This window comes from Lampropedia puyangensis, assembly GCF_004833285.1.
In the GTDB taxonomy this organism is placed as follows: domain Bacteria; phylum Pseudomonadota; class Gammaproteobacteria; order Burkholderiales; family Burkholderiaceae_C; genus Lampropedia; species Lampropedia puyangensis.
On sequence record NZ_STFG01000007.1, the window covers coordinates 145,130 to 158,719 of the forward strand.

The 13,590-nt window shown below is 52.6% G+C and carries 13 protein-coding genes and 2 pseudogenes; 11 read left to right on the plus strand and 4 right to left on the minus strand.

Annotated features, from left to right (window positions below):
- The first annotated feature begins 20 nt into the window (after positions 1–20).
- Entirely contained in the window at positions 21–716 is a 696-nt protein-coding gene (locus E9531_RS08630; protein WP_136573354.1) for an RNA pyrophosphohydrolase, read from the plus strand.
- 113 nt (positions 717–829) lie between these two features.
- Here E9531_RS08630 and E9531_RS08635 read toward each other — a convergent pair whose 3' ends face one another.
- Positions 830–3,010, minus strand: a complete 2,181-nt coding sequence (locus E9531_RS08635; protein ID WP_158291746.1) for a heavy metal translocating P-type ATPase — start codon at positions 3,008–3,010, stop codon at positions 830–832.
- Positions 3,011–3,206: 196 nt separating this feature from the next.
- Between E9531_RS08635 and E9531_RS08640 the strand changes: the two genes are divergently transcribed.
- The 6 genes from E9531_RS08640 to E9531_RS08665 all read left to right on the plus strand — a co-directional run bounded on the left by E9531_RS08640 (position 3,207) and on the right by E9531_RS08665 (position 7,904).
- Positions 3,207–3,680 (plus strand): MerR family transcriptional regulator, encoded by a 474-nt coding sequence (locus tag E9531_RS08640; protein WP_136573356.1) that lies wholly within the window; start codon positions 3,207–3,209, stop codon positions 3,678–3,680.
- A 139-nt stretch (positions 3,681–3,819) separates the two neighbouring features.
- Positions 3,820–4,698 carry an ABC transporter permease gene (locus E9531_RS08645; RefSeq protein ID WP_136573357.1) on the plus strand — a complete coding sequence of 293 codons (879 nt, stop codon included), beginning with the start codon at positions 3,820–3,822 and terminating at the stop codon, positions 4,696–4,698.
- A gap of 26 nt (positions 4,699–4,724) precedes the next feature.
- On the plus strand, positions 4,725–5,741 hold the full coding sequence (locus E9531_RS08650; RefSeq protein WP_136573358.1) for an MlaD family protein: 1,017 nt from the start codon (positions 4,725–4,727) through the stop codon (positions 5,739–5,741).
- Positions 5,738–6,520, plus strand: coding sequence for a hypothetical protein (locus E9531_RS08655; protein WP_136573359.1), 783 nt, complete (start codon positions 5,738–5,740; stop codon positions 6,518–6,520). Before E9531_RS08650 ends, E9531_RS08655 begins: the two co-directional genes overlap by 4 nt.
- 149 nt (positions 6,521–6,669) lie before the next feature.
- Positions 6,670–7,119: a dUTP diphosphatase gene (gene dut / locus E9531_RS08660; protein ID WP_136573360.1), complete on the plus strand. Its 450-nt coding sequence runs from the start codon at positions 6,670–6,672 to the stop codon at positions 7,117–7,119.
- 293 nt (positions 7,120–7,412) lie between these two features.
- Positions 7,413–7,904, plus strand: a complete 492-nt coding sequence (locus tag E9531_RS08665; RefSeq protein WP_136573361.1) for an outer membrane lipoprotein — start codon at positions 7,413–7,415, stop codon at positions 7,902–7,904.
- Positions 7,905–8,015: 111 nt separating this feature from the next.
- On the opposite strand, the gene E9531_RS08670 is transcribed toward E9531_RS08665, so the two are convergent.
- Entirely contained in the window at positions 8,016–8,543 is a 528-nt protein-coding gene (locus E9531_RS08670; protein ID WP_136573362.1) for an FKBP-type peptidyl-prolyl cis-trans isomerase, read from the minus strand.
- 63 nt (positions 8,544–8,606) lie between these two features.
- Between E9531_RS08670 and E9531_RS08675 the strand changes: the two genes are divergently transcribed.
- From E9531_RS08675 to E9531_RS08685, 3 genes are all read left to right on the plus strand, one after another.
- Positions 8,607–9,800 carry a cupin domain-containing protein gene (locus tag E9531_RS08675; RefSeq protein WP_136573363.1) on the plus strand — a complete coding sequence of 398 codons (1,194 nt, stop codon included), beginning with the start codon at positions 8,607–8,609 and terminating at the stop codon, positions 9,798–9,800.
- Positions 9,797–10,294, plus strand: coding sequence for a hypothetical protein (locus E9531_RS08680; RefSeq protein ID WP_136573364.1), 498 nt, complete (start codon positions 9,797–9,799; stop codon positions 10,292–10,294). Before E9531_RS08675 ends, E9531_RS08680 begins: the two co-directional genes overlap by 4 nt.
- A 112-nt stretch (positions 10,295–10,406) precedes the next feature.
- On the plus strand, positions 10,407–11,009 hold the full coding sequence (locus E9531_RS08685) for a hypothetical protein (protein ID WP_136573365.1): 603 nt from the start codon (positions 10,407–10,409) through the stop codon (positions 11,007–11,009).
- 238 nt (positions 11,010–11,247) lie between these two features.
- On the opposite strand, the pseudogene E9531_RS08690 reads toward E9531_RS08685, so the two are convergent.
- A pseudogene (locus E9531_RS08690) lies at positions 11,248–11,430 on the minus strand (IS481 family transposase); the annotation flags it as partial.
- A 480-nt stretch (positions 11,431–11,910) separates the two neighbouring features.
- On the opposite strand from E9531_RS08690, the gene E9531_RS08695 reads away from it, so the two are divergent.
- The gene (locus E9531_RS08695; protein WP_211343401.1) at positions 11,911–13,053 is read left to right on the plus strand and encodes an IPTL-CTERM sorting domain-containing protein; all 1,143 of its coding nucleotides are present in this window, start codon (positions 11,911–11,913) and stop codon (positions 13,051–13,053) included.
- 61 nt (positions 13,054–13,114) lie between these two features.
- Here E9531_RS08695 and E9531_RS08700 read toward each other — a convergent pair.
- A pseudogene (locus E9531_RS08700) lies at positions 13,115–13,461 on the minus strand (transposase); the annotation flags it as partial.
- Positions 13,462–13,590: the final 129 nt, after the last annotated feature.

Genomic DNA, 13,590 nt, shown 5'->3' on the forward strand with positions numbered 1-13,590 from the left:
TTAAAAATGAAGGTGCAATTATGCTTGACAGGGAAGGCTTTAGACCAAATGTCGGCATCATATTGCTCAACCACAGAAATCAGGTTTTCTGGGGCAAACGAATCAGAACGCACAGTTGGCAGTTTCCGCAAGGCGGGATTGACCGCGGGGAAAGGCCTGAACAGGCCATGTTTCGCGAACTGCACGAGGAGGTGGGATTACACCCGCATCACGTTCGGATTATTGCCCGTACCCGCGACTGGTTGCGCTATGAGGTGCCGGACCGATTCATTCGACGCGATGCGCGCGGCCATTACAAAGGCCAAAAACAGATCTGGTATTTGCTGCAATTGATCGGCAATGACTGGGACTTGAATCTACGTGCAACCGATCACCCAGAATTCGATGCTTGGCGTTGGAACGATTACTGGGTACCGCTTGATGTGGTGGTTGAATTCAAGCGTGGCGTGTATGAAATGGCGCTGACTGAACTCTCGCGCTTCATCCCACGCAATGAATCACGCAATCGTTATCTCCGAGGAGGCGTGCGCTCTAACAAAAGCACGATGGCGAGCAGTCTTCCTGCAGACAACGTACATCAGACACAGCACGATCGCAATGACATGGAAATGCGTAGTTATTTTCCACGCACCAACAGCCTGCTGGTCAACCACCAAGTGGAATTGCCCCCTGGGGCGAGTTTCGATCCTGACCCGGGCAAAGGCACCCCGCAATAAATTGCTCGACACGGTGGAGTACACCCTAGCCAGCAACCCTCAAATAAAACGCCATGTACAACACTTTGTATTCATGGCGTTTTTTACGAATGCAGCTGACTTTCTCCCATCTATCAAACGCGATGTGAGACTGTCGGCCCCTCTATTGACTGCACAGGCCGACTAGCCGCATCACGCCGCAAGCGCATGCCATTGGCCACCACCAATAAGCTGATCCCGAGATCGGCCACCACCGCCATCCACATAGTGGCCATGCCTGCCACGGCCAGAGCCAGAAAAACCGCCTTCCCTGCTAAAGCCAGTGCAATGTTCTGCCATACCACTGCATGGGTTTTACGCGCCAGTCGGAACACTCCAGGCAAGCCTTGCAAATTACCACTCATCAGCACCACATCAGCCGTCTCTGTCGCAATATCGGTGCCTTCTGCTCCGCCCATCGCAATCCCTAAGCTGGCTTGCGCCAACGCAGGCGCATCGTTTATGCCATCTCCAATCATGGCTGTGGGTGTTTGCTGGTTGTATGCTGCAATCGCATTGAGCTTGTCTTGCGGCAACAGTCCCCCTTGCGCAAATGCAATGCCGATCCGCTCGCCCATGTGCTGAGCCGCTTCTGGGCTGTCGCCACTGAGCATGGCCGTTTGCATGCCTTCATTCTGCAGCATTTGCACCACAGCGCTGGCTTCTGAACGGACGGTATCTGTCACCGCAAACAGGGCTGCGATGCGCACATCTGAAGACAAGGCCGTTACAGAAAACCCTTTGGCGCGCCACGCCTGCACTTGTGCCATTGCCTCTGTAGACAACGTCTGCACCCCTTCTTGCAACAACCAGTGCAAACCTCCCAAACGCCACAGTTTCCCCTGCCAATGCGCTTGCACACCTGAGCCGGGCTTTTCCTCCATATCCATCTGTGTATAGGCATCAGCTTGCGCATACGCAACTGAAGGCGCATCTTCTTCTAACCCCTGCGCAATGGCCTTAGACACGGGGTGTTTGGAGCGGGTAGCCAAAGCCTGAGCTAGTGCCTGCACTTGCTTAGCCTCCCCATCATCTGTGCCAGGCAGTACTGACCACTCTTCCAACTGTGGTTTGCCTTCTGTCAATGTGCCGGTTTTATCAAATGCGATGGTGCGGATTTTTTGCGCTTTCTCAAGCGCTTGCCCACCTTTGAACAACACGCCTTGCTTAGCTGCATTACCCAACGCACTGACAATCGCCACCGGGGTCGCAATCACCAAAGCACAAGGGCATGCAATCACCAACAATGCCAATGCGCGGTAAATGGCATCCATCCATGTCCAGCCAAACAGCAAAGGCAACCCCAGCGCAACCAACAAGGCCAAGACCATCACAATAGGTGTGTAAATGGCTGCAAAGCGATCAACCGTACGCTGAATAAGAGCCTTGGCCTGCTGCGACCGCTCCACCATATCCACAATCCGATCTAACAGTGTGGTGCCCACTGCACCGGTGATACGCATCAACAAAACCCCTGTGGTGTTGATACTGCCTGCAAACAGCAACTCTCCTGGCTTTTTGTCCACCGGCGTACTCTCGCCTGTGATGGGCGCCTGGTTCACGGCACTTTGTCCGCTGATGACCTCGCCATCCAAAGCGACCCGCTCGCCCGGTGCCACACGGACCTGATCGCCAAGCTGAACAGCAGCCACAGCAACTTGCTCAGTCCGTCCATCGGTCAGCACACGCAAAACCGATTGCGGCATAGTCACCATCAAATCGCGCACTGCATTGCGAGCACGGTCCATAGCAGCGTCTTCTAGCTTTTCTGCTGCAACAAACAAAGCCATTACCATGGCCGCCTCAGCCCATTGCCCAATCAAAAAAGCACCAGTTACAGCCACTGCCATCAAAGCCAGAATATTCAGTTGCCCCCGCAACAAGGCCTTAATACCGCTCTGGTAAATACCAAAACCAGACAGCACAATAGCAACAGCGGCCAAGCCCATACCTGCAGCCTTAGCCGCTCCTGCATCGCCTAAAAACTGGTGCGTCAGCTCAGCCATCAGCCCCAGTGCTAATGCCAACGCCACACGCCACCAGGGCGCTAAACTGCCATGATCATGGTCAGCATGGTCACCTTCTTCATCCGCATGTTCATGATCGTGGTCGTTCCCATTGCTACGCCCGAACTGAACAATCGGTGCAGTGCAACATCCTCCACACGCAGATGGCTTTGAAGTCGCACTATGAATATCGTGCCCTTCTTTTGCCTCTGCGTGATGTGCACTCCCCGAATGATCATGCACTTCATGTTGATGTTTAGTCTGATTCATCCAATTGCTCTCCATCCTTGACTATGGCCTTCATACAAGGCCTTGCAGGCATTAAAAACATTGAAGTCGCTTCAAGGTCAAGCACTGCGAAAAAAGACACATCTTCGCCAAATCGGTTAACCTGACCCTTGAAGTTACTTTCTGTTGAATTGCGCTTCTTTCCTCAAAGCACAAGCCCTTGCCTGCATTCCCAATCATGAGCAACTATCCGCAAACGCCTCAATTTCGCATTGGCGAAGCCGCGCAAAAGAGCGGCGTATCCAGTGCCAATATCCGCCACTACGAACGCGAAGGTTTGCTGCCTGCTGCAATCAGGGCAGACAATGGCTACCGGTTTTACAGTGAGCAAGATATCCATCTATTGCGCTTGATTCGGTTGACCCGTTCGCTGGACATGTCCGCCGATGAGATACGGCAAATCATTCGCCTTGATGGCTCAACCCCGCAAGACTGCCAACAAGCGACCGATACCATTACGCAGCATTTAAGCCATGTGCGTGCTCGCATGGCCGAGCTTGGGCAGCTCGAGAGCCGACTCCAAGCCCTGCTGCACGCCTGCAATGGCAAGCAGCCCACCTGCCAGATCATCGAGACTTTGCACCAACAAGCGCAGACACTTGATGAAACGCATGAGCCCCTCTCAGCCAGCGCTAGGCCACGCCATGTGTAGCGCTATGCCCGCAGCAATGCCCCACCTGCTGCATCACATGCCAACAGCGCTGACACATTCATCTTTAGTGCCGTATACACCAACCCCATGCTTGTGCCAGTTTCGCGCATGAGAACGGCGATGTCTTACTATTGAACAGATGCATCCACCAGACGCTAGCCCGCCAAAAGCCACCTCCCTCATCGAGCCCGAGGTCGCAGCATTGAGCCTAAACCGAGCCCAACCACCCAACGCCACACACACATCCGGTAACACAGTCCGGCAACACCTGAGCGAATGGTGGTGGCTATGGTGGAACAATGCCTATCTGGGCAGTGCGGCCTTGGTCATGCTCTGCAGCCCCAACCGCTACTGGCTCAAAACGGCACACATTGTCACCATGCATGTCTATGCTCGCCTGCGTTGGCCGCTGGTTTTTTTTGTTGTCATTACCGGGCTTAGCAGCACGGTCATTACCCAAATCGTGGCGCAAACACTTTCTCGATATGGAATGGGCGCCTTGGCGTTGGCGCTACTCATTCGTGTCATGCTGGTTGAGGTCATTCCCATTGCTGCCGCGCTTGTCGTAGCGATCAAGCTCACCATTCCGCTTGGTGCAGAACTCTCCCGCCTACGACGCACCCAACATTTGAACCGTCTTAGAGAAGCTGGAGCTGATGCCCTTCGCCTGGAGTTTTTACCCAGGCTATTGATGGGCATTTATGGTGTGGTGATGTTTTCTATCATGGGCAGTGCCATTGTTACGCTCACCATGTACCAGGGCATCTATGGCTATACATGGGCAGGCCATGAAACCTTCACCCACGTTTTCGCGCGCGTGATGACGCCCTTCTTCACCTTCATTTTTGCAGGCAAAGCGATTGCCTTTGGCTATATCGTGGCGCTTATTCCGCTGACATCCGCCTTTTCCAGCACACGTTTCGGTTTGCGCCGCGATACAGAGCTGGCCACCTTAGCGCGTATGCTGCTGCTGCTGATGGCTGTCCAGGTGTTATCCTTGGTCATCAACTATTACTAAGTCACTGCACCTCAACCTTTAGCCTGATGAGTCAGCCTTCTCACCCCGCACCACAAGAAAGCCCGACACCGGCGGTCTCGTCACTGGGTATTCCTGCCCTCAAGCCAGTGGCAGCATTGCACATTAAATCCCTGCTGTTGATGGTGATCACCACCGTCCTGACTGTAGGTGCGTTTGCCTATGTGCTGTACGCCCGCGGCGTATTTGAAGAAAAGCAAACATTGGTGCTGACTGCCGACGACTCAGAAGGCGTTGCCATTGGAATGGACTTGACCTTTTCCGGCTTCCCAATTGGCAAAGTGCGACAAATTGAACTGGCAGATGATGGCACAGTGCGCTTTCTGGTTGATGTTCCTAAAAGCAACGCCCATCGTCTGCGCGAATCGAGCATCTTCACCATGGTGCGCAATATTCTGGGCACCACCAGCTTGAAGGCCTATACCAGTGACTGGGACGATCCCCCCTTGCAAGACAACGCCACTCGCTCGGTGCTGTTTGGCGATGCATCGGCAGAAATCCCGCAACTCATGGCCTCTGCACGGAGCTTGATCAACAACCTCAGCACCTTGACTGCCAGCGACTCTGAACTGGCCAAGAGTCTTGCCAGCGTCAGCACGTTGGGCAGTAACCTCAACAGCTCCATGCAAAACGGTGGCCTGCTCAAAGTGTTGGTTGGCGATGGGAAAACACTCGAACAACTTCAACACGCACTCTCGCAAGTGGACACACTAATGGGCTCACTCAATCGCTTGAGCAACAATGCCAACCATCAGGTTTTCGGGCAAAAAGGCCTGATGCAAGAGGTGCAGGCGGCCACCCAGCAATTAACCACGCTACTGACCAAAACCCAGCAGAGTCTGGCGCAAATCGACACCATCCTCAGCGACGTGAAAACCATCTCAGGCAATGTCAGTGAATCATCTGGTGAACTGGATGCCTTGCGCTCGAGTGTAGAGAGCAACTTGCGCCAAATCGATGACTTGATGGCGCAAATTCAAAGCACATGGCCTTTTGCCAAAGACCACCGCATCACCCTGCCATGACCACCTCAAACTTGATACTGCAATTGAAAACCTATTGCAGCGAATACTGCCATCACCATGCAACTACGGCAGGACTGCTGTTGATTGCAAGTGCATGGCTGGCAGGCTGCTCCAACACCCCTCCAACACCTGTTTGGCAAATTCAATCGAGCTCAGCACTGATGGCTGCACAATCAGCGTATCTCGACGGTGACCAACGGATCGCCACGCTTGAACTCAACAAAGCCAGAACGCAAATATCACGCACGGCCGACCCGCTTCAACTGGCCCGTCTGGAATTGCACCAGTGCGCCCTTCAGGTTGCCAGTCTTGATTGGCAAACGTGCGATGCCTTCACGCCATTGGCTGCCAGCGCCACTGCGGCAGAACGCAACTACGCCGCTTATTTACAAGGCTTATCCCTTACCGCAGAAGCGCAACAGCAGTTGCCACCGGCACAACAAGCGATAGCAGGATTGAACCGTATTGATGCACAAAGTCTGCAAACACTGCAAAGCATCAAAGACCCGCTTTCACGTTTGGTTGCCACTGCCACCCTATCGCGACGCGCACAAAATTCCACACCAGAATTAATGACTCTGGCCATTGATACCGCTAGCCAAGCTGGCTGGCGACGCCCTTTACTCGCATGGCTGTTGTTGCAACAACAGTGGGCACAAGCACAGCACATGCCTGCATTGGCTGAATCAACGCGCTTGCGCATTCAGATTCTGCAAAGCCAAGGCAACCCCCTTGCTGAACCAACGACTTCCCATCAACGGTCATCGGCAGCACCATAATCCACATTTCCCGCGCGAGAGGCTCGCCCACCAGCAAGCAATTTAGATTTTTTACCCGTGTTGGGTATTGCGTCGCGCCACACTGAAGCGGTTGTGCAAAACACGACCGCCATACCCCGTTTTAATTCCTCTCCTACCTACACACAGCTATGCAACTGGACATTCAAATTCTTGACGAACGCCTGCGTAACCAACTACCCGCCTACGCCACACCTGGCAGCGCAGGATTGGATTTACGCGCATGCCTAGATACGCCACTGGAGTTGCAACCAGGCGATGCCGCCACCTTGGTTCCCACTGGCATTGCCATGCATTTGGCCAACCCCAGCTATGCTGCATTAATCCTGCCGCGCTCTGGCCTGGGCCACAAGCAGGGTTTGGTGTTAGGCAATTTGGTCGGCTTGATCGACAGCGACTACCAAGGCCAATTGATGGTCAGTGCCTGGAACCGTGGCCAGCAAGTCATCCGAATCGACCCCATGGACCGCATCGCGCAATTGGTTATCGTGCCTGTCGTGCAGGTCCAATTCAACGTGGTCGAGCAATTCGGCGACTCTACACGTGGAACTGGCGGCTACGGCTCCACCGGACATGCCTGAAAAATTGAATAGCATAGACGGTTCTCACACCTTGCAACACTGCGGCCTAAAGTCATCAAGTAACCGGTCAACCCCACAGTCAAGTCGGCCGTTGAAATGATTCATCAAGCAGTGTGCAGTACAAACTGTGCATTCATTCATGGCAGTGTTGCGTAACTAAAACTGTCTCGGGTTTACCGCAGAGACACGCAAAAGACGCAAATATCCATTAGCATGAAACTGCTTTTCCGAAGGGTCGGAAATACAGCCCCACACAGTTGATGTGTCACGAACATCTTTCACAAGGAGAGCCTATGTCTAGCATTCGAGTCACCTTTATTGCAGCCATTGCAGCCGCCATGGGATTGGCAGGCTGCCAATCCACCACGCCGCTGTATCCCAATCAATCTGGTAGCGTGAATGCGCCCGTTTCCCGCGCGCCAGACAACGTGCTGGAGTATGGCTACGTCACCAATATCGAAACGCTGCAAAACACCCATCGTGGCAGCTCTGGCGCAGGTATTTTGTTGGGCGCCGTGGTGGGCGGCCTGCTTGGCAACCAAGTAGGTGGAGGTTCTGGCCGAACCGCAGCCACTATTGCTGGCGCAGTAGGTGGCGCTGTGGCAGGCAACACGGTAGAAGGTCGCATGGACAACGGTAGCCAGCAAGGTCAAGTGTACGGTTACCGTATCACCATCCGCGTCGACTCGGGTCAAAACCGTGTCTACGATGTCAGCAGTACCGGTGACCTGCGCACCAATGATCGTGTTCAAGTACGTAATGGCCAGATTGCACGCATCAACTAAATCCATTGCAGCACCCATTTAAAAAGCAAAAAGCGACTTCAACAGTCGCTTTTTTTAATGCTTAGCTGAGCAAAACAATTTTTCGATTTTTGCGTTTGTCCGAGCCATTGATCAATGCAAAGTAGGCGGCTTCAACTCCTCGTCAGGCGAGATTTTGAAAAAGCCAATTCCTGTAGAGCCGCGCCGCTGCTCATCAACTGTACTGGGGCGCACACTGTGAATATGAACCGTCAGCTGCAACGAAATTCCGGCCAATGGGTGGTTGCCATCAAGCACCACATGTTCTGGATACATTTCGGTCACGGTCAGCAACAAATCATTGTCCACCTCGGATTGGGCACCCTCAGGCAGAGAACGCCCCTCCAGCACCATACCCTCTTCCATTTCCTCAGGAAAAAGACTGCGGGCCTCAAGAAAAACCAGATTCTCGTCATAGTCGCCAAAGGCATGCTCTGGCTCCAAGTACAAAGCCACTTGCTCCCCTTCGCGCTTGCCAAGCAAGGCAGCCTCAATGCTAGGCAGCAAATCCTCGCCACCCACATAAAATTCCACTGGTTCTTCCAGCGTATCAAGCTCCTCACCTAAACTGTCTTTCATCGCCCAGGTCAGTGCCACTACGGTTTGTTTCATGATTTCCATAGTGGAATTGTCGCAGTTTTCCCGGTGCGCTGTATAGCTAGCACCTCATTTACCAATCTGAATATGTCCGAATCGCAAACACCATTGCCCCTATTAGGGGGCCTCACTCCCTCACAATTCATGCGCAGACATTGGCAACGAAAGCCTTTGCTGATCAAGCAAGCCATTAACAACTTCACAGCCCCAATTGATGGACCGGCACTCTTTGCACTAGCCCAGCAAGAAGAAGTGCAATCACGCCTGATTACCAGCAATCCCAATGGGCAATGGGAGCTTCAACATGGACCGTTTGCGAAAAAAAAACTTCCAGCTTTGACACAAAAAGCTTGGACTTTACTCGTCCAAGGCGTTGATCTACACCATCAGAAAGCCCATGCACTACTGCAGCAATTTGCCTTCATTCCGCAGGCCCGCCTGGACGACCTGATGATCAGCTACGCCACTGATGGTGGTGGCGTAGGCCCACACTTTGACAGTTACGACGTGTTTCTGCTGCAAGCCAAAGGCACACGTCTGTGGCGCATTGGCAAACAAAAAGATTTAACCTTGCAGCAAGGAGTGCCGCTTCGCATACTGGAAAATTTTGAAGCAGAAGAAGAGTGGCTACTCGAGCCCGGCGACATGCTCTACCTGCCCCCACTGTATGCGCATGACGGCATTGCGCAAGGCAATGATTGCATGACCTACTCCATTGGCTTTCGCTCCCCAAGCCAGACTGAATTGGCCAGCACATTACTTGAACGCTTGGCCGAACCCGACGACTGGGGCGACGATGAGGAGGACAGCGAAGAGCAGGCCTCCCCACACGCTGCCGTTCTATATAAAGACGCCAAGCAACCGGCCACCAATACCAGCGGAGCCATCCCCGAAGCCATGCAGCAATTTGCTCGCACCGCAGTGATGCGCAAGCTCCAACAACCACACGCCATTGAGCAGCTGCTCGGCGAATACCTCAGTGAGCCCAAGGCATCGGTGTATTTCAGCGAAGAGGACCACCCCAATGCAAACGGGAACAACACAGGAGCAGATCATGACCCCTCCGCCATCGTACTGAACCGAAAAACCCGCATGCTGTATGACAGCTACTTCCTCTACATCAACGGCGAAAGCTACCGCGTTGCGGGAAAAGACAGCACCCTATTGCGGCAACTTGCTGACCAACGCCAACTCTCGCAGCACCAGTTCGAGCAACTCACCTCAGGGGCACAATCTATTTTGCAAGAGTGGGTCAGCCAAGGCTGGCTGTTCTTCATATGAATAGCCCCTCCACAGTAGCAAGACAACCCATCAGCGGCATCGCGCAATGGCATACCTGCTTTCGCGCACTATTGCATGATGCATGCGCCCAAAGCAGCCAACGCTTGGTTCTATGCGCACAGGACTGGAGACACTGGCCACTGTCTGAAACCGATGTAATACAAACGCTTGAGCAATGGCTTCGTCCATCGGTATCGATGGTCATCCTGACCCACGATTTCGAAGCGCTTGAGCGCCTGCACCCTCGTTTCGTGGCATGGCGCCAACGATGGGACCAATACATCACAGGACGAAAAACCATCAAGCCCTACCAGAGCGAAACGCCCTGCTTTACACTCAGCGATCAATACGCAATCTGGTTGACCAACCCAGCCCTTTTTACAGGTATGGCTGGCAGCGACCGCGCCTTGTACAAACAAGTTGCAGAGCAGGCCGACGAATGGCTCACCCACCGCGCTGTCAACGCATTTGCAGCCAACACGTTAGGGTTGTAGTCAAGACATGTTGAACGATTTTGCGCCGCTTTGAATGACCTACGCAGCCAAATCATCACATGGTGCTTGTTTCTTCTCATTTGATTCAGATTTTCATAGAAAGGACTTCGACATGAAATTCCACTACGTAGCCACAGCTGTATGCGCAACTGCCTTGTTGGTGGCCTGCGGTAAAAAAGAAGAACCAGCAACGCCAACAACACCGGCTCCAACAGCCCCTGCACCTGCAACCGTTGGGCCTAGCGCAGCACAACAATCCCTCGATAATGCGGCAGAAAAAGCCAAAGAGGCAGCCAGCAAAGCTACTGAAGCTGCTCACGAAGCTGGCAATGCTGTGAAAGCCGCAACAAGCGAAATCGCAGCTGACACCAAAGAAGCCGTGAACAACGCTGCAGAAGCGACCAAAAACGCTACCAATGATGCTATTGCTGGTGCAAAATCAGCAGCCTCTTCTGCTGCTGCAACTGGCCATGAGCTGACTACTGACGCAGTCAACGCCACTAAAGATGCCGTGAATGCGGCAGGCAATGCCGCTTCTAAAGCAACTGAAAGCGCCAAAGAAGCCATCCACAACGCCACCGAAAACAAAGATCCAGCCCAAAGCCAAGAGGCAGCCCAAGCCGCACAAAAATCTGCACAAGAAGCCGATGAAGCCGCAGCCAAAGCGCGCCAAGAAGCTGAAGAGGCCATCAAAGCGGCTAGCCAAGGGAAATAATCGACCTTAGCAATAAAGCATGTCTCCCCAACATGACATGCCTTTCGAGAAACATAAAAAGCCTAGTCAGCCTCTGCAGGCTAAGACTGCTAACAAACCCTCCCGTAAAACGGAGGGTTTCTTCGTAATGGTAATCCCCCCCGCAAAACCATCATTTTGAGAAGTAGAGATATCCAAGGAGAACCTCTACTATGAAGAAGTCACGTTTTACAGGCAGCCAAATCATCAATGTCCTCATAGAGTAAGCCCGCTTAGGGCCTGTGGGCAAGTCTGTTTGCCAGTTGCGCTTCTTCCACTTGGCAACGGTCTTTGGATTGATGCTGTAGCGCTTAGCAAGCGCTCTTAGGCTCTCTTGACTATTTTGTATTGCTCGGCGAACTGCCTCTGTCGTCGTGGCGCTTGCGTGTAGAACTTGTCCCATAGTGCTTCCTTCCATTCATGCGTGAATAATGCACCATCAAATACCGGGACTAAAAACGCAGTCCAAATTGTTAAAAAAATTACTCCCTTTACTCCAAGAATAGTAGGAAGAAGTGCTTAGTGTTACAATTTTTTCCAATTGATTTATAAAGTAAATGCTGTGCATACAGGAGGAAGAATGAGTTTCAAAAATCGTTGGCTGGTTGGTGGCTTACTGGGGATAGCATTGCTTTTCTCGGGCGTAGTTCAGGCGCAAAACGTTATGATTTTGACGACTGGGGGACGCGATACCAATACGAGTGATCCTGAGAATCGTTACATGCCAGCTATCGTTGATGAGTATGCAGATCCTCTGTCTTTTGCAAATTTCGCTAACGGTGTGGACCAATGCGATAACGTAACACAACAGATTACAAACCCTGTTACTAACCAAACCAAATTTGTGACGTGCAATCAGTTGGAATTGGTGAATAGCACTCCAATGTCAGCCAATTTTTTTGATGCTGGTTACGATTTGTTGGTGGTGGCCTCTGCATACACCACTATCGACCCTGCTGATTGGGCGGTCATTGAAGATGCGGTTGCAACACGCAAGGTGCGAGGGGTCGTGCTCTATATCGATTCAGTCAATGCAACGAATCGCCTCCTCATCCCTAATTTAATCAGCGCTAGCATGGGAGTGACCGTTGGAGTAGGCTCTGCTTTTGGCAGTGGCAGTCATTACTTCCCACTCAATACTGATGCTGATGCGCAATCCTATTTTTCGGCATTACCGCGCATGGAGCTGAATACAGGTTTTAGTGTGTATTCAGGTGTGCCTTCTCACCTAGCCTTGTATGGCGGGGTTGCTGGCGCTGCTACTGATGGAACAGTTTCTTTGACTGATCCAACCACCAGCGCAGCGGCTGTGTTTGTGACGCATGCTGAGTCATTTTCTGGTGCTGGTGCGTGCGTTTTTGGTATTCCAGATATTGGCTGGGGAGCTTCACCCACTGGTCATAACACCGGCAAGTTGGGGGAGGCCTTTTTTAGTGTATTTAACGATGCAACTGGGCCTTGCGCAGCCGCTCTAGCCAGTCCGCCGGTTTTGAGAATTGAGAAAACAACCACGGCTAATCCAGCAATAGCTCCCGTTAACGGCAGTGTCGTGCCATATGCCGTGGCGGTGAGTAACACTGGTACATCAACAGCCCTCAACATAGTCGTGACCGACCCGGCCCCTGCCGGTATGACTTTTGGTACATGGCATTGCGTGGTTCAGACGCCCGGCAATCCGGCAGCTGTATGCCCTACGGGTTTGCCGACATCTGGTGACTTAAATGCTGTCATTAGTGCTCTGCCTGCTGGTGCGGAATTACTGTTCACGGTTGATGCCACGATTCTGGATAACACCCAAAACTTGACCAACACCGCTACCTTGACATTGCCAGCTGGCGCTACTTGCGATGGTGGGGCTTCGCCTTGTCTGTCACAAGTCATGTTGCCTTCTGCAGGTTCTGGGTCTGCAACAGGTACTGTCACGCCTGTCCCAACTCTCTCTCATGCGATGTTGGTGTTGTTGGCCGGTATGATGGCATATTTGGGCATGCGCAGGACTTTGTCGCGTGAATCAAATTTAGCGTGAACAACCCCTCAACCCAGACGCAGCTATCCCACGGTCACCGTGCTGGGTTTATCTAGCAATGCACCATGGGCGAGTCGCCCACATCGATGGTGGTCACTGCTAAAGCTCGAATCTGCAAGGTATCGGCATCTATGCCCAAATGCACTTTGCGCCATTGGCGCCTACGTTCAGCCCCATGCTTCTTGGCTTTCCATTCACCTTCGCCAAGGAACTTGATGCCCGTGGAGTCAATGAGCAGGTTCAATGCGTCCTTGCAGCACGTTGACCTGCAAGTCTTTCTGTGACAGTGACAGACGGGTCAAGCAGAACTGAATGGCAGCTTCTGAATATTGGTGATGACAGCCTCGCAGGAGCGAGCCACTGCATCTCTTTGTCCAGCCAGACCGTCAGGTTGCCTCTGGTTTTCAGTCAGGCGTTGTATTCTTTCTCGTTCGTGGTGCGGTAGGTTTTCTTACCCCAAGTCGATTCACTCATTCTGCAATCCTACCGCTTAGAACGTGTGTACGATCTTTGTAAGCGTATGCTCATGCTGTTTTG

What these genes read in the sequence shown, in the direction of transcription:
- E9531_RS08630 (WP_136573354.1), top strand. Translation starts at nt 21, where the DNA reads ATGCTTGACAGGGAAGGCTTTAGACCAAATGTCGGCATCATATTGCTC.
- E9531_RS08635 (WP_158291746.1), bottom strand. Translation starts at nt 3,010, where the DNA reads ATGAATCAGACTAAACATCAACATGAAGTGCATGATCATTCGGGGAGT.
- E9531_RS08640 (WP_136573356.1), top strand. Translation starts at nt 3,207, where the DNA reads ATGAGCAACTATCCGCAAACGCCTCAATTTCGCATTGGCGAAGCCGCG.
- E9531_RS08645 (WP_136573357.1), top strand. Translation starts at nt 3,820, where the DNA reads ATGCATCCACCAGACGCTAGCCCGCCAAAAGCCACCTCCCTCATCGAG.
- E9531_RS08650 (WP_136573358.1), top strand. Translation starts at nt 4,725, where the DNA reads ATGAGTCAGCCTTCTCACCCCGCACCACAAGAAAGCCCGACACCGGCG.
- E9531_RS08655 (WP_136573359.1), top strand. Translation starts at nt 5,738, where the DNA reads ATGACCACCTCAAACTTGATACTGCAATTGAAAACCTATTGCAGCGAA.
- dut (WP_136573360.1), top strand. Translation starts at nt 6,670, where the DNA reads ATGCAACTGGACATTCAAATTCTTGACGAACGCCTGCGTAACCAACTA.
- E9531_RS08665 (WP_136573361.1), top strand. Translation starts at nt 7,413, where the DNA reads ATGTCTAGCATTCGAGTCACCTTTATTGCAGCCATTGCAGCCGCCATG.
- E9531_RS08670 (WP_136573362.1), bottom strand. Translation starts at nt 8,543, where the DNA reads ATGGAAATCATGAAACAAACCGTAGTGGCACTGACCTGGGCGATGAAA.
- E9531_RS08675 (WP_136573363.1), top strand. Translation starts at nt 8,607, where the DNA reads ATGTCCGAATCGCAAACACCATTGCCCCTATTAGGGGGCCTCACTCCC.
- E9531_RS08680 (WP_136573364.1), top strand. Translation starts at nt 9,797, where the DNA reads ATGAATAGCCCCTCCACAGTAGCAAGACAACCCATCAGCGGCATCGCG.
- E9531_RS08685 (WP_136573365.1), top strand. Translation starts at nt 10,407, where the DNA reads ATGAAATTCCACTACGTAGCCACAGCTGTATGCGCAACTGCCTTGTTG.
- E9531_RS08695 (WP_211343401.1), top strand. Translation starts at nt 11,911, where the DNA reads ATGTCAGCCAATTTTTTTGATGCTGGTTACGATTTGTTGGTGGTGGCC.